Source organism: Aurantiacibacter gilvus (assembly GCF_038289935.1).
In the GTDB taxonomy this organism is placed as follows: Bacteria; Pseudomonadota; Alphaproteobacteria; order Sphingomonadales; family Sphingomonadaceae; genus Alteraurantiacibacter; species Alteraurantiacibacter gilvus.
This window is the reverse complement of sequence record NZ_JBBYHV010000001.1, coordinates 920,596-947,557: the sequence shown is the minus strand read 5'-3', so window position 1 is coordinate 947,557 and position 26,962 is coordinate 920,596. Positions and strand designations below refer to the sequence as shown.

The following is a 26,962-nucleotide window of genomic DNA, read 5'->3' as shown; positions in this document are numbered from 1 at the left end:
AGTGATCGCTTTCCCATGGGGCGGGAAGTGCGCCTTCCAAGAGGACATCAGAATCATGAAAATCAAATATCTCGTTGCGGCTAGCCTTGTGAGTGTTGCCGCTGCCACCGCTTTGCCGCAGGCGGCATATGCCCAGCAGATTACCTCGGGTATCCAGGGCACCGTTACCGACGCCGACGGCATGCCGCTGGACGGCGCGACCGTTACCGTCACCGACACCCGTACCGGCGCAACCCGCTCGCAGGTGACTGGCGACAACGGCGACTTCCGCTTCGGTTCGCTGACCTCGGGCGGTCCCTACACCGTCACCGTCACCGCCACCGGCTACGAAGGCCAGACGGTCGAAGAGCAGTACCTGAACATCTCGGGTAACACGGCCTACACCTTCGCCCTGGCCTCGGGCGCTTCGGCCAACACCATCGTGGTCACCGCCGCGCGCGCCGGTGCGCAGCAGCTGGCGGTTGGTCCGGGCCTGGCCCTGGGCATCGACACGCTGGAAGGCTTCCCGTCGATCACCCGCGACATTCGCGACATCATCCGCATCGACCCGCGCGTCAGCCTTGACCGTGCCAATGAAGTGGATCGCATCTCCTGCCTCGGTGGCAACGACCGTTCGAACACCTTCACCGTTGACGGTATCGTGCAGGCTGACGTCTTCGGCCTGAATGGCACGCCGTTCGCTGCGCGCAACTCGCTGCCGATCCCGTTCGACGCCATCGGCGAGACCTCGGTCGAGTTCGCTCCGTTCGACGTCGAGTATTCGGAATTCACCGGCTGCCTGGTGAACGTCGTTACCAAGTCGGGCCAGAACCAGTTCCACGGCAGCGCGTTCTACGCCTTCCGCAATGCTGACCTGCGCGGCGACTCGATCGACGGTACGCCGAATAACGTCGATGATTTTGAGGAAAAGCGCTGGGGCGCCACGCTGTCGGGCCCGATCATCCCTGATCGCCTGTTCTTCTCGGCCGCCTACGAAGAAACCGATCTTGGCTCGGCCAACGATTTCGGTCCCTTCGGCTCGGGCTTTGCCAACGAAGCCAACTTCGTTACCCAGGCACAGTTCGATCGCTTCGCGCAGATCGCCTCTAGCGTCTACGGCCAGGACGTTGGCGGCTATCCGACCACCCTGCCGGAAAGCTCGGTGCGCTATTTCGGTCGTCTCGATGCGATCATCACCGAAGACCACCGTCTGGAAGCCACCTACCAGCGTCTCGAGGAAACCAATGTCGAAAGCGACACCGGTGACGCGAACCTGACCGGCTACAACAGCTTCGAAGACGAAGGTACCGTGTCCGATTACTACTCGGTCCGCCTGTACTCGCAATGGTCCGACGAGATCAGCACCGAGCTGCGCCTGAGCCGCGCCGACGTCTCCGATGTCCAGGGCCCGGTCGGCTTCGGCGAAGCCCAGTCGGACGCTCCGACCATCCGCCTTGCTGTCGGTGTCGACAACGAAACCAACGGCCTGATCCCCGGTGGCCAGAACGGCATCCTGTCGACTGGTCCCGGCATCTTCCGTTCGGCCAACGCGCTCGAGACCAACACCGACCAGGCCAAGTTCCAGCTGAACTGGACGCCGAACGACCACGAGTTCAAGATCGGTGTCGAAGTCAACGACCTGGAAGTCTACAACCTGTTCGCCATCAACGCGACGGGCACGATCTTCTTCCGCAACCTCGACGATTTCGAGAACGGCGTGGTCGCCAGCGGCGGTTTCTCCAGCGTCTTCGGTTCGGCTGACGACCTCGTGGGCGGCGGCCTCGGCGGTGCAACCATCGCCCAGACCCCGAGCGGCGACATCAACGAGACGGCGGCGACCTTCAACCGCCGGATCTTCTCGCTTTATGCCCAAGACACCTGGCAGGCCAACGACAACCTATCGCTGACCGGCGGCCTGCGCGTCCAGTGGTACAGTGGCTCCGCTCCGCGCGAGAACCCGCAGTTCGCCAGCCGTTATGGCTTCAGCAACTCGGTCGCCTTCAGCGATCTCGATCCGCTGTGGCTGCCGCGCTTCGGCTTCAACTACGAGTTCGACAACGACGGCTTCTTCCACAACACCCGCTTCACCGGTGGCGTAGGTCGCTTCTCGGGCGGTGACCCGGTCGTGTACTTCTCGAACGCCTTTTCGAACAACGGCTTCAGCTATGCCGATGGCGACACCTTCAGCAACTTGTGCGCAGGTCTGCTGGATGCCAACGGCAACTTCAACGTGCTGTCGGGCGGTTCCTTTACCGGCATCCCGGCTTGTGCGCTGCAGGCTGCCCAGAATCGCGCAGCAGCCGGCCTCGCCGACACCCAGTCGACCGATCCGAACTTCACGCTCCCAAGCGTGTGGCGCGGCAACCTGGGCATCGCCACGCAGTTTGGCACGCAGGGCGGTTTCTTCAGCGACTGGTCGCTGAACGTCGACTACATCTACAGCCGCTTTGTCGACACACTGAACTTCGTCGACCTGGCGCAGACGGTGAACCCGTTCGTCGGCATCGGTGGCTACACCGTCGACGGTCGTCCGATCTTCGACGCCATCGACCCCACCGATCCCGATGCCGCCGGCTGCTCGGCCAGCCTGCAGGGCACCGGCGGCACGCCGCCGACTTGGACCAACCTCTCGCCCGAATGCTTCAACCGCATCGGTCGCGACGACGAAATCCAGCTGACCAACGGTCCGAGCTATGACAGCCACGTGATCTCGCTGCTGCTGTCCAAGCAGTTCCAGGGCGGCCTGTTCACCTCGGGCGGCAGCGTCAACGTCAACATGGGTTACGCCTTCACGGAATCGAACAACAACCGGAACAACGGCAGCTCGACGGCAACGTCCAGCTACGACGTTACGGCCGCCTTCGATCGCCAGAACCCGTCAGTGTCGACTTCGAACTACGAAACGCAGCATAACTTCACACTGGCCGTGAATGTGCGTGAGCAGTTCATCGAAGACTACGACACCCAGTTGGGCTTCATCTTCGTCGCTCGCTCGGGTCGTCCGTACTCGCTGACCTTCGACGGTGGCAGCGTGTTCAACGACAGCTCGTCCGGCACCGACAATGCGCTGCTGTACATCCCGACAGGCGCTGGTGACCCCAACCTCACCGACTTCAGCGGCATGGGCTTCAGCGCGACGCAGATTGCTGCTCTGCAGGCTGGGCAGGATGCGGCAGCCACTTCGGTGCTGAACTACGCCGATGCATCGGGTTGTGACTACGAAGCCGGTACTTCGGTTACGCGCAACAGCTGCCGCAATGACTGGTTCTTCGACCTCGATCTGCGCTTCAGCCAGGAAATCCCGGGTCCGGCTCACTTCGCCGGCATCGCGGATGACCGCATCGAACTGTTCATGGACTTTGATAACTTCCTGAACTTCTTCGATGATAGCTGGAACGTCTTCCGCGCTCGCGGCGACTTTGTCGACCTAGTCGACAATTCGATCACCGTTGCCGATCCGGACGGTGGCCCGGGCGATACGATCACGGTCTCGGGCATCGATAGCATGGGCCGTTACATCATGGGCGGCTTCAACCCGGACGACCAGAACTTCGTCGGCACGACCTCGTCGATCTGGCGCATCCAGATTGGTGCTCGTTACGAGTTCTGATCCTGCCGGAATACCGAACACATGGCGGCGGCGTTCGAAAGGGCGCCGCCGCCTTTCTTTTGTCACCTTGCCGCGTAAGGATAGCCGCATGAAGACCCGCTACTTCCCCGCCCTGCTCGCCGGGATCGCCCTGTCCGCCTGCGCCACGCCGCAGGTCGAAACGGCAGCCACCCGTAGCGAGCCGGTGACCCTGCAGATCCTCGCGCTCAACGATTTTCACGGCAACCTGGAACCGCACGCGCGACCAACCAGCTATCATGCTGGCGAAACGGTGCAGAGCGAGCGACTGGGCGGCGCCGCGCGCTTGGCGGCCACGCTGGCAGGTCTGCGCGAAGACAATTCGATTACCGTTGCCGCGGGTGACTTGATCGGTGCCAGCCCGTTAATCTCCTCGCTCTTCCTCGATGAGCCGACGATCAAGGTGCTGTCGCAGATGGGCCTCGACCTGGCCTCGGTCGGCAACCACGAATTCGACCGCGGGACCGGCGAATTGCGGCGCATGCAGGACGGCGGCTGCGAACAGTTCACCCGCCGCGAACCGTGCAGCGTCGAGCAGTTCGACGGTGCCGACTTCACCTACCTAGCCGCCAACGTGGTCGACGATAGCGGCGAGACTATCTTCCCGGGCAGCGAGGTTCGCGAAATCGGCGGCGCACGCATCGGCTTCATCGGCATGACGCTGGAAGGCACGGCCAACCTCGTCGCCGCCCAGGCAACCGCAGGCTACCGCATCCTCGACGAGGCAGAGACGGCCAACCGCATCGCGCAAGACCTGATGGAGGACGGCGCAGACACGGTCGTGTTGCTGATCCATGAAGGCGCAGACGTCGATCCGCTCTACAGTCTGGCGGGCTGCCCCAGCCTCTCCGGCCCCATCGTGCAGATCATCGAACAGCTCGAACCGGCGATCTCCGTTGTGGTCTCCGGCCACACGCACCAGGCCTATGTCTGCGGGTTGGAGACCCTGTCCGGCAACGAAGTGCTGCTTACTTCCGCCGGGCGCTATGGCGGCTTTGTCACCGATATCACCATGGTCGTCGATCCGGCGACCGACACGGTGGTGTCCTTGCGCGGCGACAACGTTCCGATCGACGGCAGCATGGGCAGCGACAGCGCCATCGCCGCCGTGGTGGAGACTTATTCCGAAGCTGTCGGCCCGGTTGCCAACCGCATGGTCGGCCCGATCCACGACACCGGCGAGGAAGGCGAGAATTGCGGCGACCGACCGGCGCAGTTGCTTGTCGCCGATGCCTATCTCTACGCAGCGGAGACCGCGCTCGAAGGCGGGGCGGACATCGCCTTCGTGAACACGGGCGGCGTGCGTACCGACCTTGCCGGTGCGGACGATGGCATGCTGGACTACGGCGAGCTCTACGCCATGGCCCCGTTCGGCAATGGCGTTCTGGTGCTGGAAATGACCGGCTCGCAGATCGCCGCCCTGCTGGAACAGCAGTTTTGTGACGTAGGTCAAACGACAATCTGCGATTCCCTGCTGATCCCGTCCGACGGCGTGATCTATTCCGGCGACATGCAGCGCCCGCCGCAGCAGCGGATCACCAGCCTGACATTGGACGGCGCACCGCTCGACCCGCAGCAAACCTATCGCGTGGTGACCAACAGCTTCCTCGTTGGCGGCGGAGACGGCTTCAGCCTTCTCACGGAGATGCCCGTGGTGGCCAATGTCGGCTTCGATATCGACGCGCTGGAAGCCTATGTCGCCTCGGCCGAACACACGGTCCCGGTCTGCGGGCGGGTGCTCAACCTCCCGCCGCAGGACTGACGCCTAGCGAAGCGGCGGCTCGTCGAAACTGCGCAGCTTGCGGCTGTGCAGGCTGTCGCCCTGCTCGCGCAGCAGGGCGATGGTCTCGATCCCGATGCGCAGGTGCTGGCTGATCGAGCGTTCGTAGAAGGCATTGGCCTGGCCTGGCAGCTTGATCTCGCCGTGCAAGGGCTTGTCCGAGACGCATAGCAATGTGCCGTAGGGCACGCGAAAGCGATAACCCTGCGCGGCGACAGTGGCCGATTCCATGTCGATCCCCACCGCCCGGCTCTGGTTGAAGCGCAGGGCGGAATGGGTGAAGCGCAGTTCCCAGTTGCGGTCGTCTGTCGTCACCACAGTTCCGGTGCGCAGGCGGCGCTTGAGCATGGCGGCCGTCTCGCCCGAGACATTGCGCGCGGCATCGAACATGGCCGCCTGCACCTCGGCGATGGCCGGAATCGGTATTTCCGGCGGCAGGACGGAATCGAGCACGTTGTCATCGCGCAGGTAGGCGTGGGCGAGCACGTAGTCGCCGATGGTCTGGCTGGGACGCAGGCCGCCGCAGTGGCCGATCATAAGCCACACCTCGGGCCGCAGCACGGCGATATGATCGCAGATGGTCTTGGCGTTGGACGGTCCAACGCCGATGTTCACCAGCGTGATGCCGCAGTTTTCGCCTGCCATCAGGTGATAGGCGGGCATCTGGTGCTTCCGCCAGGTACCGCTGACGATCCGGTCACGCGCACCTTCGAGGTCACCCGGTTCGATCACCACGCCCGGGGCTGAAAAGCCAGTATAGCCGCTATGCGGATCGGCCACGGCTTCGAGCGAGACGTCGATGAACTCTTCGACGTAACGGATATAGTTGGTGAACAGCACGTAGCGCTGGAAATGTCCTGACGGCGTACCCGAATAGTGCCGCAGACGGGCCAGGCTGAAGTCGGTGCGACGGGCATCGAACAGGGCCAGTGGACGGCTGCCGTCTGCAGCTCCGGCCCAGGTGCCGTCTGCCACCTCGTCACCGATGTTGACGAGGTCCGTCGATGGGAAATGCCGCGTCAGCTCGGCGCTGCCGATCCCCTGCAAGGAGCCGTCGAGCACATACTGGTAGGGGATCTCGTCCCCGGAAATGCCGACCGTGATCTCGACCGGGTAGTCCTGCACCAGATGCTGTAGCTGTTCCCGCAGGTAAGGCCGGAACAGCGCCGGATCGGCGATCGAACTGCGATAGACGCCAGGCTGGTTCAGCCGCGCATAGGCGCGTGCGGGATGTTCGGTCGGCATCTCGCTGGAATAGCTGACGATCAGTTCGGGGTAGGCAAACAGCCCGGCTTTTCGGGCCTCCAGGTCAGGTGGAGTACGACTATCGGCAAAGGTCTTCAGGGCAGCGATCAGGTTGTCTCGGGATTTCTCCGCGATGGTCTCCAACTGGTCGAGGATGCCATCAATCTCGTCTGCGCCTGTCGCCATGTATACTCCGTTCTTGTTGTTTTTCATGCCCGCCCCTAGCCGAATTTTGCGGATACGGGGAGTGGCACGCCGTCAAAAACCGGAGACTGTGGCCCTCAGTCCTCGGCGGACTGGCCGTCCGCGAAGACCCAATCGAGATAGGCTGCCAGCCGCACTCCGGACTGGGCCATGCGGTGCTCGACGGTCGCGATCCAGTCCCAGTGGTAGCGGTAGCGAATGAACACCGGCGACTCCTGTGTCCCCATGCCTGCCTCCGGCCCCGTGGCAGGATAGATGCGATCGCGCAGTTCGGTGCTTTCGGTGATCCAGGTGGCCGGGTCGGCATCCCACCATGCGATGACTTCCTCGGGCGAGATACGCGGCTCGATGCGGGCGGCATATTCGGAGTAGGAGAGCTGCTGGCGCAGGATCATCCCCTCGTCCCACACCCAGTGCAGGTTGGTCTGGGTGTCGAACCAGTCGACGATGACGTCGTTGCCGCCACGGTCTGTGCCGTTGCCGGCGTGCAGCGGCTGATGGAGGTCTGCCACCAGATGGACGATGAATCGCAGGGCCAGCGCCTTGTCCTCGCGGGTGGCATTGTCGTCGCGCAGGACGGCGGTGAACTGCTCCAGCGCCGTGGCCGCATCACCTTCCGGCGGGTGCTGCAGGTCTTCCGCCGCCACGCCGTGCGGCAGGGTGACATAGTGGAAGGGCGAGGCTGTTTCCTGCCAGAACAGATCGGGGTTGGAGCGCTCCTCGTCCGGCCAGGTACTGGCTTCGGGCAGCCCCTCTTGGCCAAGGATCTCGGCGATCTCCGCCCGGGTGCGACCGCTGATATTGTGTTCGGCAATCTCCGCCGTAACTCGGTGGCCAATCGGGCCCCATGCCTGTGACGGCGTTGCGAGACAAAGTGCGCTAGTGGCCAGCGCGATGGCAGCAAACTTCTTCATGCGATCTCCTTGGCCGCCAGATGTGGCACCAAGATGAAATTTTGGAAAGCTCGCGGCGTGCCGGATCAGTGGGTGGAATTGGCTACCAGCGCTACCAGGCTGGCAACGAAGGTATCGGCCAATTGGAGCGCTGCGGCCCGGGCCGCATCGCGGTCCACTTCATCGGCGGCTTCGTAGGTGTAGGCAGGCACGCCATAGGCCGCGTTGAACCAGTTCTTCGACGTGCCCGAACCCGGGTTGGCGTTGCGCCGCTCGATCGTGAACGCATAGCCTGGATAGGCATCAGTCGCGGGGACCAGCCAATCCGTCAGGAACTCCTCCTGTGCCGGAGTGGCCTCTTGCTATACGGCCGCGCGCCGTCATCGGCGCGCTCTCGTTCCGGCCTGGTCGAACGGGCCAACGGCGGCACGCTGGTGCTGGAGTCCATCGAGCAGATTCCCGAACACGCCCTCGCCCGGCTGGTAAGCCTGCTCGACAATCGCAGCTTCTACACCCTCGGTGCGGAACGACCGCAAGCGGTAGACATCCGCGTGATCGCGACATCGCTCGATACGGACGGCGAAGATACCGGCTCTTCCATTGCCAGCGCCTTGCGCAGCCGCCTGAGCGGCGTGACGATCACCCTGCCCACACTGGTCGAACGCCAGCAGGACGTGCCCGTATTCTTCCGTGAGTTCCTGCGCCATTACGAACGTGAGCTTGAGCGCGAGGCCGACGAACTCAACGAAGCGCAGATGCGGCACCTGCTGACACACGATTGGCCGGGCAACCTGCGCGAATTGCAGATGTATGCGCAGAACTTCGTCCTCGGCCTGACCCAGATTGCCACTTCGGGCCCGACAGTGGAGGAACATCCCAGCCTGCGCGACCTGCTGGCCGGTTACGAGAAATCGGTGCTGGAAGATGCCCTGCGCCAGGCCGGCGGCAGCGTCGCGCAGGTCCAGCAGCACCTCGATCTGCCTCGCAAGACGCTGTACGACAAGCTGGCGCGCTACGGGATCAAGCCGGCGGAATTTCGCCAGTAGCTGTCCGAAGATGGAGAGAGCGGCGGTGGTGGACAGGGCTGGATTCGAACCAGCGTACGCTTGCGCGGGCAGATTTACAGTCTGCTGCCTTTAACCACTCGGCCACCTGTCCACACCGTTGCCGGAGGCAGGCTATTGCCTGCATTTGGTTGGCGCCCACACGGGGCACCTTCCAGCCGAGAGGCGCCCCAATGGCGAAGCACTGCTTGCCTGTCAATGGGCCTGCTGGCAGGAGGCTGCAAACTTTCACAATGACGAGGCAAAATGGCCAAAGGCAAGGAAAAGAGACTGCGCGGTCGCGCAGGACGCATGCAGGGCGGACGCGGCTCCGGACGTGCTACCAAGGGCAATGTCCGCCTATGGGGTCGTCACGCGGTCGAAGCCGCGTTGATGAACCCGCGGCGGCAGCACCGCAAGCTGTGGGCGACGCGCGAAGGCATCGAATCGCTGGATGGCGATCTTCCGCCGGACTTCCCTCTGGAATATGCCGAAGTTGCCGACCTCGCCCGACTGGTAGCCAAGGATGCCCCGCACCAGGGCCTGGTGCTCGAATGCGAACCACTGGAGGACATGCACCTGGCCGACGTGCTCGACGGCGATCCGGCACGCCCTATCGTCGTGCTCGACCAGGTCACCGATCCACACAATGTCGGCGCGCTGCTGCGCTCGGCCGCGGCCTTCAACGCCGCTGCCATCGTGACGCAGGACCGCCATGCCCCACCTGAAGGCGGCGTGATCGGCAAGTCCGCATCGGGCGCACTGGAAGTGGTGCCATGGGTGCGCGTGGTAAACCTGTCACGCGCGCTGGAAGACATGGCAGAAGCCGGTTACTGGCGCCTCGGCCTCACCGGCGAAGCGGAGGCAACGCTAGACGAAGCCCTGCCCGCTGGCCCGGTGGCATTGGTGCTGGGCGCGGAAGGCGAAGGGATGCGCCACAATGTCGCGCAGCACTGCGATGCCCTGTGCAAACTCCCGATCAGCCAAGCGATGGAAAGCCTCAACGTCTCCAACGCCGGAGCCATCGCGCTCTACGCCGTGGCGACCCGCAAGCCGGCAGACTGACGGCGGTTAGGAAAAGCGGCAGTCACGAAAAAGGGCCGCCCCGATGAGGGCGGCCCTGGTTCTCCAATCCCCCGCGATCCATCGGGGGATGGTACTGATCTCAGTTGACCGCGTCCTTCAGGCCCTTGCCGGCCTTGAACTTGGGCTGGGTGGATGCCTTGATCGGCATCGGTTCTCCGGTACGCGGATTCCGGCCCATCGACGCCTTGCGCTTGGCTACCGCGAAAGTGCCGAAGCCGACCAGGCGCACTTCGTCGCCCTTCGACAGCGTTGCGGTGATCGTATCGAAGACCGCTTCCACAGCCTTGGTAGCATCGTTGCGGGAGAGGCCGCTGGAGTCCGCGACGGCGCCGATCAATTCGTTCTTGTTCATTGTGGTGTGAACCCCCTCACATGGTTTGCCTGCGACGTTGTTTGTGACTCGCCGAGCGATTCCGCGAATTGAGCGAGTTTTCCGGGCGCTGTCAAAGGCAAAGCCGCCCAGCCGCCGGGATTTTTGGGGCGGGACGATGGTTTATCTCGCAATCGGACACTTTTGTTTCGTATTTATCCGTAAAGACCGGCCTCTTGGCGAAAATTTACAAAACCAAGTCTGCCAACGATCTGGCCTGATGCGATGCTAATGCGCCGTCGTTGACGACGGCGGGTCGCCCGCGCCGGGGCCCTGCGGCTGGCTGGCCAGGTCATCGGCCTCGGTCCACTCGATCGGTGCAGGCACCGCGGTAAGCGCCACTTCGAGCACGCGGTCGACATGGCTGACCGGGATGATCTCCAGCCCTTCCTTCACGTTGTCGGGAATCTCGGCGAGGTCCTTCTCGTTCTCTTCGGGAATGAGCACGGTCTTGATCCCGCCACGCAGCGCCGCCAGCAGTTTTTCCTTCAGGCCGCCAATCGGCAGCACCCGGCCGCGCAGGGTCACTTCGCCCGTCATGGCCACGTCAGGACGCACGGCAACGCCGGTCAGCGTCGAGATGATCGAGGTGACCATGCCGATACCCGCCGAGGGGCCATCCTTGGGGACGGCGCCTTCGGGCAGGTGGATGTGCACGTTCTTGCGCTGGAAGATCGAGGGCTTGATACCGTAGTGCGGCGCCCGCGCCTTCACGAAGCTGAAGGCCGCGGCGATGGATTCGTTCATCACTTCGCCCAGCTTGCCGGTGGTCTTCACCTCACCCTTGCCCGGCGTGGTGACGCTTTCGATGGTCAGCAGCTCACCGCCGACCGACGTCCACGCGAGACCGGTAACGGCACCCACCTGCGGTTCTTCTTCGGACATGCCATGCTTGAACTTGCGCACCCCGGCGAAGTCACCAAGGTTGTCCGGCGTGATCGTGACGCTCTCGCATTCCTTCTCGAGGATCTTGCGCAGGCTCTTGCGGCACAGGCGCGCGATCTCGCGTTCCAGTGTACGCACACCTGCCTCGCGGGTGTAGTAGCGGATCAGGTCGCGCAGGCCCTCTTCGGTCAGCGTGAACTCGTCTTCCTTCAGCCCGTGGTCGCTCACCTGCTTGGCGACAAGGTGACGCTGGGCGATTTCGACCTTCTCGTCCTCGGTATAACCTTCCAGCCGGATGATCTCCATCCGGTCCAGCAGCGGCTGCGGCAGGTTGAGGCTGTTCGCCGTGGTGACGAACATGATGTCCGACAGGTCGATATCCAGCTCCAGGTAGTGGTCCTGGAACTTGTTGTTCTGTTCGGGGTCCAGCACCTCGAGCAGCGCCGATGCCGGATCGCCGCGGAAATCCTGGCCGAGCTTGTCGATCTCGTCGAGCAGGAACAGCGGATTGCTGGTGCCGGCCTTCTTCAGGTTCGACACGATCTTGCCCGGCAGCGAGCCGATATAGGTACGGCGGTGGCCCCGGATCTCGGCCTCGTCGCGCACACCGCCCAGCGACTGGCGGATGAACTCGCGCCCGGTCGCCTTGGCGATCGACTTGCCGAGACTGGTCTTGCCCACACCGGGAGGACCGACAAGGCACAGGATCGGCCCCTTCAGCTTGTTGGTGCGCGCCTGTACGGCGAGGTATTCGATGATCCGGTCCTTGACCTTCTCCAGCGCGTAGTGATCCGCGTCGAGGACCTCCTGCGCCTTCTTGATGTCCCTCTTGATCTTGCTCTTCTTGCCCCAGGGCAAGCCCAGCAACACGTCGAGGTAGTTGCGCACAACGGTTGCCTCGGCGCTCATCGGCTGCATCGAACGCAGCTTCTTCAGCTCGCTCTCGGCCTTGGCCTTGGCTTCCTTGGAGAGCTTGGTTTCCTCGATCTTCTTGGCCAGCTCGGCCAGTTCGTCGCCGCCTTCGCCGTCGTCACCACCCAGCTCGGTCTGGATCGCTTTGAGCTGTTCGTTGAGATAATACTCGCGCTGGGTCTTCTCCATCTGGCGCTTCACGCGGCCACGGATCTTCTTTTCGACCTGCAGGACGGAAAGCTCGCCCTCCATCACCGAGTAGACCATCTCGAGCCGCTTCAGCGCGTCGCTTTCGGCCAGCAGCTGCTGCTTGGTGTCGACGTTGGCGGCAAGGTTGGCGGCGATGGCATCGGCCAGGCGGCCGGCATCGTCGATTCCGCCAAGTTCGTCCTCGAGCTCGTCAGAGCCCTTCTTGTTCGACTTGGCATATTCGTTGAACTGGCCCAGGGCACTGCGCATCATCGCCGCGACTTCATTGCCGCTGGCAGTTGTCTCGACCACTTCCTCGGTCTGCGCCATGACAAAGCCGTCGGCCACGCGCATCTCGGTCATCTTGGCGCGCGCCGTGCCCTCGACAAGAACGCGCACGGTGCCGTCGGGCAGCTTGAGCATCTGCAGGACCTGCGCGACCACGCCGAGATCGTAGAGATCGTCGGCCTCGGGATCGTCACAGGACGGATCGAGCTGGGCGACAAGGAAGATGTCCTTGCCGTTCTCCATCGCCGCTTCCAGCGCCGCCACCGACTTGTCGCGCCCGACGAAGAGCGGGACGACCATGCCGGGAAAGACGACGATGTCGCGCAGGGGGAGGAGAGGATAGGCGGAGGTGGGGGTTTCTGTAGTCATGCAAGGCGAATATGGGTGCGGGGCCCCGATGCTGCAATGCTGCACATTGGCTTAGGGGTGGATAGCTCCCGCCGACCCCGCGAAACTGACGAAACTGACATCGTCACGATGCCGCCGGACACCCGAAATCGGCAGTTTTGCGCGGTTCTCCGGCCATAGGCGAAGTTGACAGTCGGTGCCGGAAATTCGCGCTGTTCGGTTGTGACGTGGCTTCGGGGTGCATGGAGCCGGGTCTGGCGCAGCGGCGTTGCTGTAGGAAAGCGGCACGTCAGCCCATTGTATAGATAACGCGGGTAACCCAATAGCTGGTGATGGGATCGCCGTTACCGTCCAGCGCCGGTTCGAAACGGCTGTGTTCTAGCAGCAGTTCGCAAGCCAGTTCGTCGAAAGTCGGCTCGTTAAGCGAGTTCTGTACAGAACAGTCTGAAGCACGCCCCTCCTCGTTGACGGTCAGCCGCACGTTGACGATTGCCTGCTCACCCGCTCTCAGCATGTCGGTGGGATATCTCTCTTGCAGCTCTCGCGACCAGACCTCCATTCGAAGCGGGCGTGCAGGCCGGAGCAGGCTCCGATGAGCCTCCGCATCGATACCCCAATGCAGCAGCAGTTCGTCGAGGCATTCGCGCATGGCATTCATCGGCGGTCGCATGCTGCCCGTCAGCAAGACGAAATCCTCCCGGAAGCCGTCCCCCACAGCGAACCCTGTTATCTCGTTCTCCCGTTCAGCACGGCGCTCGTCGGAAATTTGCAGGGTGACATTCTGTTCGCTGGCTAGACGCGCTGCGAGCGCACGTTCACGCGCCGGAAAAATGCCAAGGCTGGCAACGAAACCTTCGCCCCAATCGCCGTTGTCGATCCCCAATGGGCGGCCAATGTTGTGAGGCTCGGTATCCGGAATAAAGTTTGCCGTGACACCTCGGCTGGACCGAAATCTGAACCCACTATCGTTCCGGCGAATGTCGTCGCTCGTCACGATGACCTGCATCGAGTCGCCGGGCGAATACTGTCTCAGTTCCAATAGAACCTGCTGGCCTTCGTCGCCAAAAGCCCTCCTGAGCGCGCAGCTATCCTCAGCATAGTCCAGGACCCAGCTGGTGGCAGGTGCCAGTTGCAGCCAGTCATCGTCCTGCGCGGCCGCTGGCGAAGAAGCAGCCAACATCGCCGTGCAAACTATCAAACTGGAGGCGCGTCGCAACATGACCATGCGCCATTTCAGCCACTTAGGTGTTCCAGTGTCAACCCATCCCCGGCAGGTTGAAACCCGGCGGCAGGCCTAGGCCCTGCTGCATCTCGCTCATCTGCTCGCTCGCCGCACGATCAGCCTTGTCACGGGCGTCGTTGAAGGCGGCGGTGACGAGGTCCTCGAGGATGGTCTTTTCCTCGGCCACCATCAGGCTGTCGTCGATGTTCACACCAATGATGCGACCACGGGCAGAGGCGCGGACCTTCACCAGGCCGCCACCAGCCGAGCCTTCGACCTCGATCTGGTCCAGCTTCACCTGCGCATCGTTCATCTGCTGCTGGATCTTCTGTGCCGCTTCCTGCGCGGCCTTCATCATTTCTTCCATGCTTTCCATCGGGGGATCCTTCGTTCTCAGGCGCGGCGCGACCAGTCTTGGCGGCCGCGCGGCGGTTCTACTTCTTCGACCAGCTGCGCATCGGGGAAATGCGCGCGTACGGCCTGCATCATCGGGTGCGCTTCCAGCGCTTCCTTCTCGGCGCGGCGCCGGGCTTCGTCCTGCTCCACCAGCGTCGGGGTACCCTCGCCCTCTCCGCGCTGGATATCCCAGCGCTGACCCGTCAACTCCAGCAACGCCTGCCGAATTTCCGGAGTGATATCGTCGTCGAAGCCTTCGGGCTGGGTATAGACCAGCTTGCCCGGCTCCAGTTCGATCACCCGCACCTGCAACCGCAGCTTGGTCGACAGCGACATGGCATTGGGCAGCGCCGATGTGTCCACGCGTTCTACTAGGTCGGTCCACTTGATCGCCTGCGGCCCGCCGCCCGCACTTCCGCCAGCGGTGGCTCCACCGCCACCGCCCGACATGGCGAGGTCCTTCAGTTCCTTCGCCAGCTTGCCCGGATCGGGCATGTCGGCGGCGTGGAGCAGGCGCAGCAACGCCATCTGCGCCGCTACCAGAGGATCGGGCGCAGTGCGCACCTCGTCGTGACCCTTCAGCAGCAACTGCCACAAGCGGTGCACCTGTCCGGGCGAAAGGCGCGCAGCCCAATCGCCCAGCACTTCGCGCTCTTCTTCGGTCGGCGCATCGGCTTCGCCGCCGGCCACTTGTGTCACGGCAATGCGGTGGGTGAATTCCATCAGCGCCCGCACCAGTGCCAGCGGCTCGACCCCGAGCGAATACTGCTGGTCGATCGCCGCCAACAGCGCTTGCGGATCGCCTTCGAGAATGTGCTGGAACAGCCGCCGCTGTGCTCCCTTGTCCGCCAACCCCAGCATGTCGCGCACCTTCTGCGCGCGGACCATGGTGCCGTGATCGCTCGAATCCATGTCGGCATGGGCGATCGCCTGGTCGAGGATCGACAGGCCATCACGCACCGAACCCTCGGCCGCCGCCGCGATCATCGCCAGCGCCTCTTCTTCCGCCTCGACGCCCTCCTTCTCGCAAATGGAGGCGAAGTGCTGCTGCAGCATCTCGCGCGGGATGCGCCGCAGGTCGAAACGCTGGGTGCGGCTGAGCACCGTCACCGGCAGTTTTTCGACCTCGGTGGTGGCGAAGAGGAACTTCACATGCGCGGGTGGTTCTTCGAGCGTCTTCAGCAGCCCGTTGAAGGCCGCTTTCGACAGCATGTGCACTTCGTCGATGATGTAGATCTTGTATCGCGCCGATACGGCAGCATAGCGCACCGCCTCGATTATCTCGCGAATGTCGTCGATGCCGGTATGGCTGGCAGCATCCATCTCGATCACGTCGATGTGGCGCCCCTCGGCGATGCCCACGCAGGCGTCGCAGACACCGCAGGGATCGATCGTCGGACCGCCCTGCCCGTCCGGGCCGGTACAGTTGAGCGCCTTGGCAATCAGGCGCGCGGTGGAGGTCTTGCCTACCCCGCGCACGCCGGTCATCAGGAAGGCATGGGCCAGTCGGTCCCGCTCGATGGCATTGCCCAGCGTGCGGACCATCGGTTCCTGCCCGATCAGCTCCGAGAAGGTCTGCGGCCGGTACTTGCGCGCCAGCACGCGATAAGGCTGCGCCGATGTGGATGCTTTCGCGGGTGTCGCTGCAGGCGCCGCTGCAACCAACGGTTCCGGCGCAGGCGGTGGAGCGGGCGATTCGCCGAACATGGAGTTCTGACCCGCCGCTTCCAGCTCGGCAGCCGAAGGCGCTTCGTCGGCCTCCTGCTCCTCATCCGCCCAGGGCGGGGTGTCCGGATCTTCGGGGGAATCACTCATGCGCACGAACCTAGGCGGTCACGCGCGCGATGTCATCGCAGCAATGTTGTGGAAAAAGGAGCCGAGCGACCCGCTGCCATTTACCTGGGCTGCTTCCTTCCGGACCTGACCCGGTGAGCAAACGCGAACGTCCACCCGACTCCCGATGCGCCATATGGTGGCATATTGATGGCTTTGCAAGCCGCCAGAACCTTGGCAATGTGCCATTTTTCCAGGGAGGAAATTCAATGCGTAAGATTGCACTTCTGTCTTTGGCCGCGGGCATGGCCTTTTCCGTCGCTGGCTGCGACATGCTGCCCGGCGCCGGCATCGACTATGGTGATGACAGCAGCACCTGGGCCAACGACGGCGAGTGCGACGATCCGCGCTTCGAGAATGCTCCCGGTTCGGATGGCCGCGGCATGGCTGCCGTTCTGCTGGAACAGGATTCGGGCCACGACGCGTCTGACTGCCAGATGCTCGTCGAAAGCGGCTCTATCCAGCCCAAGTAGCCTTTTGCGAAATTTGCGATTGCTGTCCTCCCCGGGGCGGGAGGGCGGCAATCAGCGGAAATTGTCGGCGTAGGCCTGGATCTTGAGGGTCTTGGGCGGAACGGTATGCACCCGCGCCGCGATCCCGTGCTTTTCGGCATAGGCCTGCGCCGCTTCGCAGCTGTCGAACTTCAGCTGCACCTGCTGCCGCGTATCGCCGCTGCCCGCCCAGCCCATCAGGGGATCGGGCTTCTTCGCCTCTGCCGGCACGAAGTCGAGGATCCACTGGTCAGTCAGGGCCTTGCCCGACTGCATGGCATTCTTGGGGCGTTTGTAGATGCGAGCGTCCATGCGCGTCCCCTAATTCAGTCGCCGGAGTTTTTGAAGGCGTTTTTCGTCTTGAGGCTTGGCTTTTCCGCCCACGGCTCGTCCGGCCAGCGGTGCTTAGGGTAGCGGCCCTTGCCGTCTTTCTGCACGTCGCACCACGATCCTTGCCAAAACCCCGGCAAGTTGCGCGTTGCCTGCATCGGCTTGCCCCCCGGATCGGTGAGCTTGAGCAACAGCGGAGTGTTGCCGATCATCGGATGACGATCGAGCCCGAACAGCGCCTGCACGCGCACCTCTACCGAGGGGGCATCGTCACCTGCATAGTCGATCTTGTGCGAGGTTCCTGCCGGGCTGGTGAACTCGCGCGGGGCGGCCTTGTCGAGCTGCTGTCGCTCGTCCCAGGAGAGCAGGTTCAAGGCCGCTTCGGCATAGCGCGATGGCGGCAGGTCGAGATCGCGGCGGCCCTGTAGCAGCGGTGCCAGCCATTCGTCGGCGCGGGCTGTCAGGCTCTCTTCGGACAAGGCCGGAATCCCGACGAACCGCGCCCGCGCCAGCAGGGCGGGCGGTAGCAATGTCCCCAATTGCTCCACGGACTTTTCCACAAGGATGTCCACAATTGCCTGCGGGTCCGGATCGGGGTCCGGGCCGGACGACAGGTTAATCGCGCCCAGCCGCTTCTCGCGCCGCGCCTCGACCCGGTTTTCGCTGGAATTCCAGCGGGCAACGGTGCGTTCTTCGATCTGGTCTTGAAGGAATTTCTCGACGTCAGCGCGCGCCAGTTCGGCGGCCGCCGTGATCCGTGCGCCCTTGGCTTGCCCCTGCGCGTCAGCAATCACAAGCCACTCCGCCCGGGCGAGCGGCGATGCCGGGTCGAGCTGGAAACCGCGGCCGCCTGCGGAAAGCCATTGTTCGCCGCTGGCATCGCGGCGCCTGGCGACCATCTCAGGCCGCGCGAGCGCGAGGAACAGCGCCGGATCGCGCGCCGGTTCACCGCTGCTGCCAACCAGCTTCTCGGCTGCCCTCGCCCAGCCCTGTGCCAGCTTGCGCGAGGCATCGGCGCGCTTGCCGCGATCACCGTCCCAGCGGTGCAACCGGGCGAGCAGGTCTTCCCCGCGCCCGCCGAGTCCGCGCTCCTGCACCAGCAGCACCAGCTTGGCCGCGTCGAACGCCTGCCCCGATTGTGCCGCGAAGAGCACGGCGGCACCGGCGACCGGGTCCATCGGCATCCAGGCGATCTTCTCGCCCCAAGGCGTGATCCTGCCCGCCGCATCGAGCGCACCCATGGCCGACAGCAGCGTCTGCGCGGCATCGAGCGAGGCTCCGGGCGGTGCATCGATCCAGCGCAGGCTGGCCGGATCGGCGACGCCCCAGCGCTTGAGGCTCAGCACGAGCGAGGCGAGGTCGGCCTTGAGCATTTCCGGCGTGTCGAATTCGGGTCGGCCGGCGTGCGCGGCTTCTTCCCACAGGCGATAGGCAACGCCCGGACCCTGTCGCGCAGCTCGACCAGCGCGCTGTGCCGCTGCCGCCCGGCTGGCGCGCCGGGTGACAAGGTGCGTGGTGCCAGCCGCACGGTCGAACTCGGCGCTGCGGGCGAAGCCGGAATCGACCACCACCGAAACACCGTCGAGCGTCAGCGAGGTCTCGGCTATGGCGGTCGCCAGAACGATCCGGCGACGTCCCTGCGGATCGCGGCGGATCGCCATACGCTGGTCCTGCGGCTGGACTTGTCCGTGCAGCGGCAGGATCGGCGTGTTCGGCAGGCGCTCGACCAGCCGCTCGCGCGTGCGCTCGATCTCGCCTACGCCCGGCAGGAAGGCGAGCACGTCGCCCTCCTCCTCGCGCCAGGCTTGCAGCACGGCGGAGGTCATCGCGTCCTCGATCCGCTGTTCAGGACGCGCACCAAGCCATTCGATCCGCAAGGGAAACGCCTTGCCCTCGCTTTCGATAACCGGCGTGCCAGCGCCCATCAGGCTGGCAAAGCGCGCGCCATCGATGGTGGCGGACATGACGCAGATGCGCAGGTCCTCGCGAAGCACGGATTGCGTCTCCAGCGCCAGTGCGAGACCAAGGTCGCTGTCGAGGTGCCGCTCGTGCGCCTCGTCGAACAGGATGGCGGAGACGCCCTCCAGCTCCTGGTCTCGAAGCAGGCGGTTCACGAGGATCGCCTCGGTCACCACCAGTACGCGCGTCGCCTTGCTGGTCTTGCTGTCCAGGCGCGTCGTGTAGCCGACGCGCTCGCCCACTTTCTCACCCAGCAGTTCCGCCATGCGCTCTGCTGCCGCGCGTGCGGCCACCCGGCGCGGCGAGGTAATGATGACCTGCCCGGTGCACCAGTCCTCGTCCAGCAAGGCAGGTGCCACGGCCGTCGTCTTGCCAGCGCCGGGCGGCGCGACCAGCACGGCGCCGCTGCTGCCGCGCAATGCGGCAAGCAGGTCTGGTAATACGGCATGGATGGGAAGGTCGTGCGCCACCGCGCTGCGGATCAATACCCGCGAGCGACCGCGAACTGCGCCGCTTCGACCATGGCTGCCTTGGCGCGGCTGTCGGGGAAGATCGACAGCGCATCGCAGGCGCGCTGGGCATAGTGCCGCGCGCGATCACGAGTGGCGGCAACGCAATCGTGCTTGCGGATCAGTTCAACCGCGTGGGCGAGGTCTTCGTCTTCGGTTGCGAAACCGGCAATGGCATCCTGCCAGAAGCGCCGCTCGGTCTCGTCACCCCGCGCATAGGCGAGGATGACCGGCAGGGTCATCTTGCCTTCGCGGAAGTCGTCGCCGCGATCCTTGCCCATTTCAGCGGCATCGGAGTCGTAGTCGATGGCATCGTCCACCAGCTGGAAGGCCACGCCCAGATTGCGGCCATAGGCGTCGAGCGCCAGTTCCTGCTCCTCGCTGCATTCCGCCACCACGGCGGAAATGCGGCTGGCAGCGGCAAACAAGGCAGCGGTCTTCGCGCCGATGATGTCGAGGTAGCGTTCCTCGCTGGTTTCGATCTTGCGTTGGGCGGTCAGCTGGTCGACCTCGCCCTGCGCGATGATGGCGCTGGCGCCGGAGAGGATCTTGAGCACCCTCAGGCTGCCGTCCTCTACCATCAGCTCGAAAGCGCGGGAGAACAGGAAGTCCCCCACCAGCACGGTGGCGGGATTGCCGAAGACGATATTGGCGGCAGACTTGCCGCGCCGCATCTCGCTGCCGTCCACGACATCGTCGTGCAGCAAGGTGGCGGTATGGATGAATTCGACGGCCGCCGCCAGCTTGTGGTGGCGCGTGCCCTGGTAGCCCACCAGCTCTGCCCCGGCGAGCGTCAGCATGGGCCGCATGCGCTTGCCGCCGCCGGCGATCAGGTGGCCTGCGAGCGCCGGAATCAGCGGGATTTCGCTCTGCATCCGGTCAAGGATGATGGCGTTCACCGCGTTCATCGGCGTCGCCGTCAGCGACAGGATCGGAGTCAGCGTGGGGGTTGCGGAACCTGCTCCGCGCTTTATCGGGACGACGTTGTCGCTCATGCGGCTTCCTTGGGGAAACCGAGACCTATTGGCAAGGCGGGATTTGTACCGCACAGACGAGGCTTATGGCTGAACAACAACCCGATCCCGTTCTCGCAGGCTTTCGCAAGAGTATCGACAATATCGATGCTGCGCTGATTCACATGCTGGCGGAACGATTTCGCATCACGCAGGCGGTGGGAGAGTACAAGGCGAAGAACCAGCTGCCGCCTGCAGATCCGGGTCGCGAGGCGAACCAGATCGAACGCCTGCGCAAGCTGGCGGTGGAGGCTGACCTTGATCCCGAGTTCAGCGAAAAGTTCATCCGCTTCGTGATCGACGAAGTGATCCGCCACCACCGCATTGCGCGGGGGGATTAGCCTAACCTGCTATTCGACAGCGTCCGGCTGGCGGTCCCGCCGCCTGTCGCCACGCTCGCGCCGGTCACGGCGGTCGCGCCTGGTGCCACGATCGTCACGGCTGCGGGCGCGTCGGTCGTCGCGGGTACGGCGTCGATCGCGGTCGTAGCGATCCTCGCGGCGGTCGCGACGGGCATCGCCGCGCTGGTCACGCCTGTCGTCACGCGCCTGGCGACGGTCGCGGTCATAGCGATCCTCGCGCCGGTCGTCGCGGTAGGCGCGGCGTTGGTCACGATAGCGCGGCTGGCCGCTATAGCGGTGAGGAGCGTTGTAGCCGCCCCAGTTGTCGTAATAGCGGTGATCGCGCGGACGCCGGGCTAGCCAGTAGTCGCGATAGCGATGCGACCAGCGATGGCGCGTGCCGCGACGGTCGTAGATGTAATAGCCGGTGCCGGGATAATAGAACCCGTCGTACCAGCCGTAATAGGGTGCACCGTAACCGATGCCGACCGATACGCGGCTCGTCGGATAGCCGTAATCGTCATAGGTGGTACAAGCTCCGAGCCCCAGTGAGGCGACGGCAGCCAGCGTAGCTCCGAGCAAACGGGGGGACATGGCAACCTCTCAGTATTGATTTCGTCGAGGCATCGTTATGGCAGGTGCGGCCTAGACCATTCCTGAATGCAATTGTCAGGTTACGCCGTGGCTATCCGGCCCGCGGCAACTTGAGTTTCACCAGCAGGCCGCCGAGGTCTTCGCTCTCATCCAGTTCCACCGTGCCGCCATAGATCTCCGCCACGTCGCGCACGATGGCGAGGCCGAGGCCGGTGCCGGGTTTTTCGGTATCCAGCCGCGCGCCGCGCCCGAAAATGTCCTCGCGCTTGGCTTCGGGTATGCCGGTGCCGTCGTCCTCGATATGGATCGCGCAGAGCGCGTCTTCCGGTTCCGCGTCGACCGTCACGAAGACGCTCCCGCCGCCGTACTTGGCGGCGTTCTCAATCAGGTTGCCGAGCAGTTCGTCCAGGTCCTGCCGCTCCACCGCCACTTCGGCATCGGCTGACCCGTCGAGGTCGAAGCGCACATCGGTGTAGAGCCGTGCGACGGCCCCCTCCACCGCAGTGGCACTGTCCATGACGTTGGCGCGCGACAGGCCAATGGCGCGGCGTCCGACAGCGCGGGCGCGCGCCAGGTGGTGGTCCACCTGCCGCCGCATCACTGCGGCTTCACGCAGCACGGTCTCGTCGAGGTCCGGGGCATGGGCGTGCGCGGCATTGTTGAGCACCGTCAGCGGGGTCTTCAGCGCATGGGCAAGGTTGCCCGCATGACGCCGCGCTTCCTCGGCCTGTCGCTCGGTGTGTTCGAGAAGCGCGTTGAGTTCCTCCACCATCGGCTGGACTTCCAGCGGTAGCGGGTCGACCACGCGGGCCGTGCCGGTTGTGCGGATCTTGGCGATCGCCTGCCGGATACGGCGCAACGGGCCAAGGCCGTACCAGCTTTGCGCCGCCGCCATCAGGAACAGGCCCACGCCGAGGACGGCGAAGGCCCAGACCAGCGTGGAGCGCACCTGCGCCACCTGCGATTCGCGGTCGGACAGGCGCTGCGCCACAACGAACTGCCACCGCACGTCGCTGCCCGGCAGCATGATCGTTCGCTGGGCAATGCGGAGGGGCTCGTCAGGGAACTGATAGGAATCATAAAAGATCGGCTCGACGGCGTTGACGTCGCGCACCTCGAGCTCGTCGTCCCACAGGTTGCGCGAAGGATAGGGCTCAACCCCCTCGCCACTGATCTGCCAATAAGCGCCGCTGCCGGGTTCCAGGTAGCGCTGGTCGCCCAGGATCGAATTGAAGCGAACCTCACCGAAGGGATCGACTTCGGCCGAACGCAGCATGGCGTTGAGCGGGATCACCAGCCGGCTGTCGAATTCCGCCTGCAACTGGTTGGTCAGCACCCGGTCCAGTGCGACGCCGCCGATGGTCAGCAGGGCGAGGATCCACACGCCCGCGATCAGCATCATGCGGCGCGACAGGCTGCCGGTGTGCGGCACCTTGGCGGGCGCGATGTCAGCGGGGCTGGCGGCAGCGCTTTTGGCAGCGTCCGTCACGGTCGCCGGCCCGCCAGCGCGGGGAGCTTCTCCGGCGTCGGGCGCGCTATTCGCGCGGCGCGTCGTCGGGGTCGTCGAGGCTATAACCGAGACCACGGATGGTGGTGATTACTTCTGCGCCGAGTTTCTTGCGGATGCGGGTGACGAAGACTTCGATCGTGTTCGAATCGCGGTCGAAATCCTGATCGTAGATATGTTCGATGAGTTCGGTGCGGCTGACCACCTTGCCCTTGTGGTGCATCAGGTAGGACAGCAGCTTGTATTCCTGCGCGGTCAGCTTGACCGGCTCGCCCGCCAATGTGACGCGACCCGAGCGCGTGTCGAGACGCACCTTGCCGGCAGTCAGTTCGCTGGATGCATTGCCCGAAGCACGACGAATAAGCGCGCGCAGGCGGGCGATAAGTTCCTCGGTCTGGAACGGCTTGGCGAGGTAATCGTCCGCACCGGCATCGAGACCCGCCACCTTGTCCGACCAGCTGTCGCGCGCGGTCAGCACCAGCACGGGGAACATCCGCCCTTCCTTGCGCCACATGCCAAGCACGGTGAGCCCGTCGATCTCCGGCAAGCCGAGGTCGAGCACGACGGCATCGTATTCTTCGGTGGACCCCAGGAAGTGGCCGTCTTCACCATCGGTGGACAGGTCGACGGCATAGCCGTTCTGTTCCAGCGTGGACTTCAGCTGCTGGCCGAGGGTCGGTTCATCCTCGACAATCAGGATACGCATTCGTTTTTCCCCTGCAATCTCGCCCATCAACCGTGGGCTCTTGGCATAAACGCGTCAAGCGAGCTGCGGGTTTCCGCAAGCTGGTTACTGTGGAGATTTCTAGCGCGAAATGCGCAGGATGCGGGCGGTCTGCGCGTCGACATCGACCCAGATCATCCGGCCGTTGCGAATGAACTTCAGACGATAGGCCTGCGCCGTCGAATCGTATTCCCAGCCGATGTAGTCGTCGCCTTCTTCCATCCGGGGGATGATGCGGCGCTCGATATCGCGGATCGACATGTTGCGACCGGCCTGCATTTCGGCCCGCGCGGTCTGCTGGTCATTGCGCGTCTGGGCCTCCGCAGGCGCGGACACTACGGGCAACGCCAGAGACAGAGCGAGGAGGGGAACAGCAAGGAAGGCGGTAAGCTTTCGCATAATGGGTGTCTGCCTAATGCCGGGGCATTGAACAAGATGTGAATTTACCCGCCACCATTCAGAAAGGTTCGGTGTAACCTTAACGCACCATCTCGTACTTCACCGTCAGCGTGACAGCCGTTTCCACCCGTCCGGGGCGAACGGGAACGGAACTATCGGCCGCCTCGGACGCGAATTGGCGGAACATCGGCTGCGGCGGACCCGATTGCGAGAAAGCTTCAGACACCTCCAGCAGCCGCACCTCCGAGTACCCCGACATGTGCGCATAGTTCAGCGCCCGTGCGCGACTGGTTGCAAAGGCAGCTTCGCGCGCCTGGTCCTGCGCCGGAACGGGATTGTCGATCGACCAGCTGATACCGCCAAGGTCGGTCGCTCCCGCCTCCACCAGCGCATCGAGCACGCGCCCGGTGCGGTCAACATCGCGCAGGCGAACGGTAACGCGGTTGGCTACGCGGTATCCGCGGAAACGCTGCTGGCGGGTCGTATCGTCCCAATCGTATTCGGCTGTGAGGTTGAACCCGCTGGTCTGGATATCGTCGCGATCGATTCCCAGCGCCTCGATCCGTGTGATCAAGCGCTCCATCTGCTCCGAATTCTGGCGCAGGGCCTCGACCGCAGTCGCAGCCGAAGTCGTAACCCCGGCGCTGAGATCGGCCACATCCGGATCGGCTGTCACACTTTCGGTGACCGACAGTTCGATGACCGGATTCTCGGCGGTGATCTGGATTTCGGCAGCCACGGCCGGCTGAGCGACGATGGCGAGGCTGGCAAGCGGAAGGGCGTAACGGATCATGATGCGACTCCTTGGTCATTCGTGCGGCAATTGTTGCTGCCACGATTACGCCTGACTGAACGTGCCTGTTCCTGACGAGCGTTCCCGACTCCCCGGCTTGCCACCGGCACGGCGCGCGCCTAGGTGCCCCGCACCATGGCGGAACCACCGATCCTCTCCTGGGAAGGACTAGGCCTGCAACAGGGCGGGCGCTGGCTGTTCGGCGACCCGGCGCAGGGGGACGGCCTCGACCTCCATATCGGCCCGCGTGACAGCCTGGCACTGATTGGTCGCAATGGCGTCGGCAAGACCACGCTGCTGAAGCTGATCACCGGCGAGATCGAAGCCGATCGCGGCTTGCGCAAGGTGAAGCCGCACACGCAAATCGTGTGGCTGGAGCAGGAGCCCGATTTCTCCGGCTTCGCAACGCTGATGGACTTTGCACTGTCGGGTGAGCACCCGCCGGCCGAACACAAGGTCGAGTCGATCGCCGGGCAGTTGGGCATCGACATGACCACCGATACCGCGACGGCCAGCGGCGGCGAGAGGCGCCGCGCAGCCATTGCCCGCGCGCTGGCGCTCGATCCCGACCTCCTGCTGCTCGACGAGCCGACGAACCACCTGGACCTTGCTGCGATCGACTGGCTTGAAGACTGGCTGACCCGGTATCGCGGCGCCTTCATCGTCATCAGCCACGACCGGACCTTCCTGAAGCGCCTGACCCGCTCGACCTTGTGGCTCGACCGTGGAGCCTTGCGCCGAAAGGAAGTCGGCTTTGGCGGCTACGAAGCCTGGGAAGAGCAGGTCTATGCCGAGGAAGCCCGCGCTGCGGAAAAGCTCGACGCCAAGCTGAAGATCGAGGCGCACTGGCTGGAACGCGGCGTCACCGCCCGGCGCAAGCGCAACATGGGCCGCCTCGAAAAGCTGTGGGATATGCGCGCCGCACGCGCCGCGATGATCAACCCCGCAGGCACCGCGAAACTAAAGCTGTCGAGCGACGAGGAGTTCAAGTCCAAGTCCGTCATCGTCGCCGAGAATATCTCCAAGACCTACGACGGGCGCGAGGTGATCCAGCCGTTCTCCCTGCGGATCCAGCGCGGCGACCGGATCGGTATCGTCGGCGCCAACGGCGCGGGCAAGACCACCCTGCTCAAGCTGCTGACCAAGGAAATCGAGCCGGACACCGGCACGGTCACTCATGCCAAGACGCTCTCCGGCGTCATGATCGACCAGCAACGCGTCCTGCTCCAGCCGGAGCTGACCGTGCGACAGGTGCTCGCCGAAGGCGGTGACTGGCTGGACGTGCGCGGACACCGCAAACATGTACAGGCCTACCTCAAGGACTTCCTGTTCGATCCCTCGCTGATCGACGCCAAGATCGGCACCTTTTCCGGTGGGGAGCGCAGCCGCCTGCTGCTGGCCCGCGAGTTTTCGCGCACCTCCAACCTGCTGGTGCTGGACGAGCCAACCAACGACCTCGACCTCGAAACGCTCGACCTGCTGCAGGAAGTGATCGCCGACTACGAAGGCACTGTCCTCATCGTCAGCCACGACCGTGACTTTCTTGATCGCACGGTAACGGTAACGCTCGGCCTCGACGGCAGCGGCACCGTGGACATTGTCGCGGGTGGCTACGAAGACTGGCAGAAACAGCGCAAGGCTCGCCCGACCAAGAAGGCTTCAGGCGGCACTGAAAAGGGCGCAAAGTCCCCTGCGCCCCCTCCCCCGCCGCCGAAGGACCCGGCCAAGCTCAGCTACAAGGACCAGCGCGATTACGAGCGGCTGCCTAGCCGCATCGAAGAACTGGAAGGCCTGATAGCGAAGGGCGAAACCGCGCTCGCCGATCCGGAGCTTTACAGCAAGGATCCCGATCGTTTTCACCGGATTAACAAGTCGTTGGAACTGGCCCGCAAAGAGAAAGACGAGGCGGAGGAACGCTGGCTCGATCTGGCTGCACTGGTCGAAGGTTAGAGCCGTTTTCAGTCCCTAATGTGCCGTTAACCATGTTCACTCATGTCGTTT

The 26,962-nt window shown here is 64.1% G+C and carries 23 protein-coding genes, 1 tRNA gene and 1 other RNA gene; 7 read left to right on the top strand and 18 right to left on the bottom strand.

All coding sequences use genetic code 11. From position 1 onward, the window contains the following. The first annotated feature begins 55 nt into the window (after positions 1 to 55). Both AAEO60_RS04690 and AAEO60_RS04685 read left to right on the top strand, forming a co-directional pair. Positions 56 to 3,589 (top strand): TonB-dependent receptor, encoded by a 3,534-nt coding sequence (locus tag AAEO60_RS04690; protein WP_341672481.1) that lies wholly within the window; start codon positions 56 to 58, stop codon positions 3,587 to 3,589. 88 nt (positions 3,590 to 3,677) lie between these two features. Then, positions 3,678 to 5,369, top strand: a complete 1,692-nt coding sequence (locus AAEO60_RS04685; protein ID WP_341672480.1) for a bifunctional metallophosphatase/5'-nucleotidase — start codon at positions 3,678 to 3,680, stop codon at positions 5,367 to 5,369. Positions 5,370 to 5,372: 3 nt separating this feature from the next. Here the strand turns inward: AAEO60_RS04685 and AAEO60_RS04680 are convergent, their stop codons facing one another. The 3 genes from AAEO60_RS04680 to AAEO60_RS04670 all read right to left on the bottom strand — a co-directional run bounded on the left by AAEO60_RS04680 (position 5,373) and on the right by AAEO60_RS04670 (position 7,941). Further along, positions 5,373 to 6,818 carry an AMP nucleosidase gene (locus AAEO60_RS04680; RefSeq protein ID WP_341672479.1) on the bottom strand — a complete coding sequence of 482 codons (1,446 nt, stop codon included), beginning with the start codon at positions 6,816 to 6,818 and terminating at the stop codon, positions 5,373 to 5,375. 95 nt (positions 6,819 to 6,913) lie between these two features. After that, positions 6,914 to 7,750 (bottom strand): S1/P1 nuclease, encoded by an 837-nt coding sequence (locus AAEO60_RS04675; RefSeq protein ID WP_341672478.1) that lies wholly within the window; start codon positions 7,748 to 7,750, stop codon positions 6,914 to 6,916. A gap of 65 nt (positions 7,751 to 7,815) precedes the next feature. After that, positions 7,816 to 7,941 (bottom strand): hypothetical protein, encoded by a 126-nt coding sequence (locus AAEO60_RS04670; protein WP_341672477.1) that lies wholly within the window; start codon positions 7,939 to 7,941, stop codon positions 7,816 to 7,818. A gap of 147 nt (positions 7,942 to 8,088) precedes the next feature. Here AAEO60_RS04670 and AAEO60_RS04665 point away from each other — a divergent pair, with 147 nt between their 5' ends. Beyond that, the gene (locus AAEO60_RS04665; protein ID WP_341672476.1) at positions 8,089 to 8,775 is read left to right on the top strand and encodes a sigma-54-dependent transcriptional regulator; all 687 of its coding nucleotides are present in this window, start codon (positions 8,089 to 8,091) and stop codon (positions 8,773 to 8,775) included. 26 nt (positions 8,776 to 8,801) lie between these two features. On the opposite strand, the gene AAEO60_RS04660 is transcribed toward AAEO60_RS04665, so the two are convergent. Further along, positions 8,802 to 8,887: transfer RNA gene (locus tag AAEO60_RS04660), tRNA-Tyr, on the bottom strand. A 152-nt stretch (positions 8,888 to 9,039) separates the two neighbouring features. On the opposite strand from AAEO60_RS04660, the gene AAEO60_RS04655 reads away from it, so the two are divergent. Continuing rightward, on the top strand, positions 9,040 to 9,837 hold the full coding sequence (locus AAEO60_RS04655) for a TrmH family RNA methyltransferase (protein WP_341672475.1): 798 nt from the start codon (positions 9,040 to 9,042) through the stop codon (positions 9,835 to 9,837). Between the two features lie 100 nt (positions 9,838 to 9,937). Here AAEO60_RS04655 and AAEO60_RS04650 read toward each other — a convergent pair whose 3' ends face one another. The 6 genes from AAEO60_RS04650 to ffs all read right to left on the bottom strand — a co-directional run bounded on the left by AAEO60_RS04650 (position 9,938) and on the right by ffs (position 16,429). Next, the gene (locus tag AAEO60_RS04650; RefSeq protein ID WP_341672474.1) at positions 9,938 to 10,210 is read right to left on the bottom strand and encodes an HU family DNA-binding protein; all 273 of its coding nucleotides are present in this window, start codon (positions 10,208 to 10,210) and stop codon (positions 9,938 to 9,940) included. Positions 10,211 to 10,456: 246 nt separating this feature from the next. Continuing rightward, entirely contained in the window at positions 10,457 to 12,871 is a 2,415-nt protein-coding gene (lon, locus tag AAEO60_RS04645; RefSeq protein ID WP_341672473.1) for an endopeptidase La, read from the bottom strand. Positions 12,872 to 13,139: 268 nt separating this feature from the next. Next, entirely contained in the window at positions 13,140 to 14,075 is a 936-nt protein-coding gene (locus AAEO60_RS04640; protein ID WP_341672472.1) for a TonB family protein, read from the bottom strand. 31 nt (positions 14,076 to 14,106) lie between these two features. Continuing rightward, positions 14,107 to 14,448: a YbaB/EbfC family nucleoid-associated protein gene (locus AAEO60_RS04635; RefSeq protein ID WP_341672471.1), complete on the bottom strand. Its 342-nt coding sequence runs from the start codon at positions 14,446 to 14,448 to the stop codon at positions 14,107 to 14,109. Positions 14,449 to 14,465: 17 nt separating this feature from the next. Further along, the gene (locus AAEO60_RS04630; RefSeq protein WP_341672470.1) at positions 14,466 to 16,283 is read right to left on the bottom strand and encodes a DNA polymerase III subunit gamma/tau; all 1,818 of its coding nucleotides are present in this window, start codon (positions 16,281 to 16,283) and stop codon (positions 14,466 to 14,468) included. Between the two features lie 51 nt (positions 16,284 to 16,334). Next, an RNA gene (gene ffs / locus AAEO60_RS04625) (signal recognition particle sRNA small type) lies at positions 16,335 to 16,429 on the bottom strand. A 117-nt stretch (positions 16,430 to 16,546) separates the two neighbouring features. On the opposite strand from ffs, the gene AAEO60_RS04620 reads away from it, so the two are divergent. Continuing rightward, positions 16,547 to 16,774, top strand: coding sequence for a hypothetical protein (locus AAEO60_RS04620; protein ID WP_341672469.1), 228 nt, complete (start codon positions 16,547 to 16,549; stop codon positions 16,772 to 16,774). 51 nt (positions 16,775 to 16,825) lie between these two features. Here the strand turns inward: AAEO60_RS04620 and AAEO60_RS04615 are convergent, their stop codons facing one another. From AAEO60_RS04615 to AAEO60_RS04605, 3 genes are read right to left on the bottom strand one after another with little or no spacing between them, the layout of a single operon-like run. Continuing rightward, entirely contained in the window at positions 16,826 to 17,104 is a 279-nt protein-coding gene (locus AAEO60_RS04615) for an ETC complex I subunit (protein WP_341672468.1), read from the bottom strand. Positions 17,105 to 17,118: 14 nt separating this feature from the next. Continuing rightward, on the bottom strand, positions 17,119 to 19,563 hold the full coding sequence (gene hrpB / locus AAEO60_RS04610; RefSeq protein WP_423970135.1) for an ATP-dependent helicase HrpB: 2,445 nt from the start codon (positions 19,561 to 19,563) through the stop codon (positions 17,119 to 17,121). Further along, positions 19,563 to 20,585 (bottom strand): polyprenyl synthetase family protein, encoded by a 1,023-nt coding sequence (locus tag AAEO60_RS04605; RefSeq protein ID WP_341672466.1) that lies wholly within the window; start codon positions 20,583 to 20,585, stop codon positions 19,563 to 19,565. Before AAEO60_RS04605 ends, hrpB begins: the two co-directional genes overlap by 1 nt. 65 nt (positions 20,586 to 20,650) lie before the next feature. Here AAEO60_RS04605 and AAEO60_RS04600 point away from each other — a divergent pair, with 65 nt between their 5' ends. After that, positions 20,651 to 20,944 carry a chorismate mutase gene (locus AAEO60_RS04600; protein ID WP_341672465.1) on the top strand — a complete coding sequence of 98 codons (294 nt, stop codon included), beginning with the start codon at positions 20,651 to 20,653 and terminating at the stop codon, positions 20,942 to 20,944. Positions 20,945 to 20,953: 9 nt separating this feature from the next. Here AAEO60_RS04600 and AAEO60_RS04595 read toward each other — a convergent pair whose 3' ends face one another. The 5 genes from AAEO60_RS04595 to AAEO60_RS04575 form a co-directional block, all read right to left on the bottom strand. Further along, positions 20,954 to 21,538, bottom strand: coding sequence for a hypothetical protein (locus tag AAEO60_RS04595; RefSeq protein ID WP_341672464.1), 585 nt, complete (start codon positions 21,536 to 21,538; stop codon positions 20,954 to 20,956). 91 nt (positions 21,539 to 21,629) lie between these two features. Next, the gene (locus AAEO60_RS04590) at positions 21,630 to 22,940 is read right to left on the bottom strand and encodes a sensor histidine kinase (protein WP_341673543.1); all 1,311 of its coding nucleotides are present in this window, start codon (positions 22,938 to 22,940) and stop codon (positions 21,630 to 21,632) included. 133 nt (positions 22,941 to 23,073) lie between these two features. Next, positions 23,074 to 23,751 (bottom strand): response regulator transcription factor, encoded by a 678-nt coding sequence (locus AAEO60_RS04585; protein ID WP_341672463.1) that lies wholly within the window; start codon positions 23,749 to 23,751, stop codon positions 23,074 to 23,076. A 99-nt stretch (positions 23,752 to 23,850) separates the two neighbouring features. Beyond that, positions 23,851 to 24,105 (bottom strand): hypothetical protein, encoded by a 255-nt coding sequence (locus AAEO60_RS04580; RefSeq protein WP_341672462.1) that lies wholly within the window; start codon positions 24,103 to 24,105, stop codon positions 23,851 to 23,853. A gap of 142 nt (positions 24,106 to 24,247) precedes the next feature. After that, positions 24,248 to 24,961 (bottom strand): SIMPL domain-containing protein, encoded by a 714-nt coding sequence (locus AAEO60_RS04575; protein WP_341672461.1) that lies wholly within the window; start codon positions 24,959 to 24,961, stop codon positions 24,248 to 24,250. Between the two features lie 135 nt (positions 24,962 to 25,096). Here AAEO60_RS04575 and AAEO60_RS04570 point away from each other — a divergent pair, with 135 nt between their 5' ends. After that, complete coding sequence (locus AAEO60_RS04570) at positions 25,097 to 26,911, top strand: ABC-F family ATP-binding cassette domain-containing protein (protein ID WP_341672460.1); 1,815 nt, start codon at positions 25,097 to 25,099, stop codon at positions 26,909 to 26,911. Positions 26,912 to 26,962 lie beyond the last annotated feature (51 nt).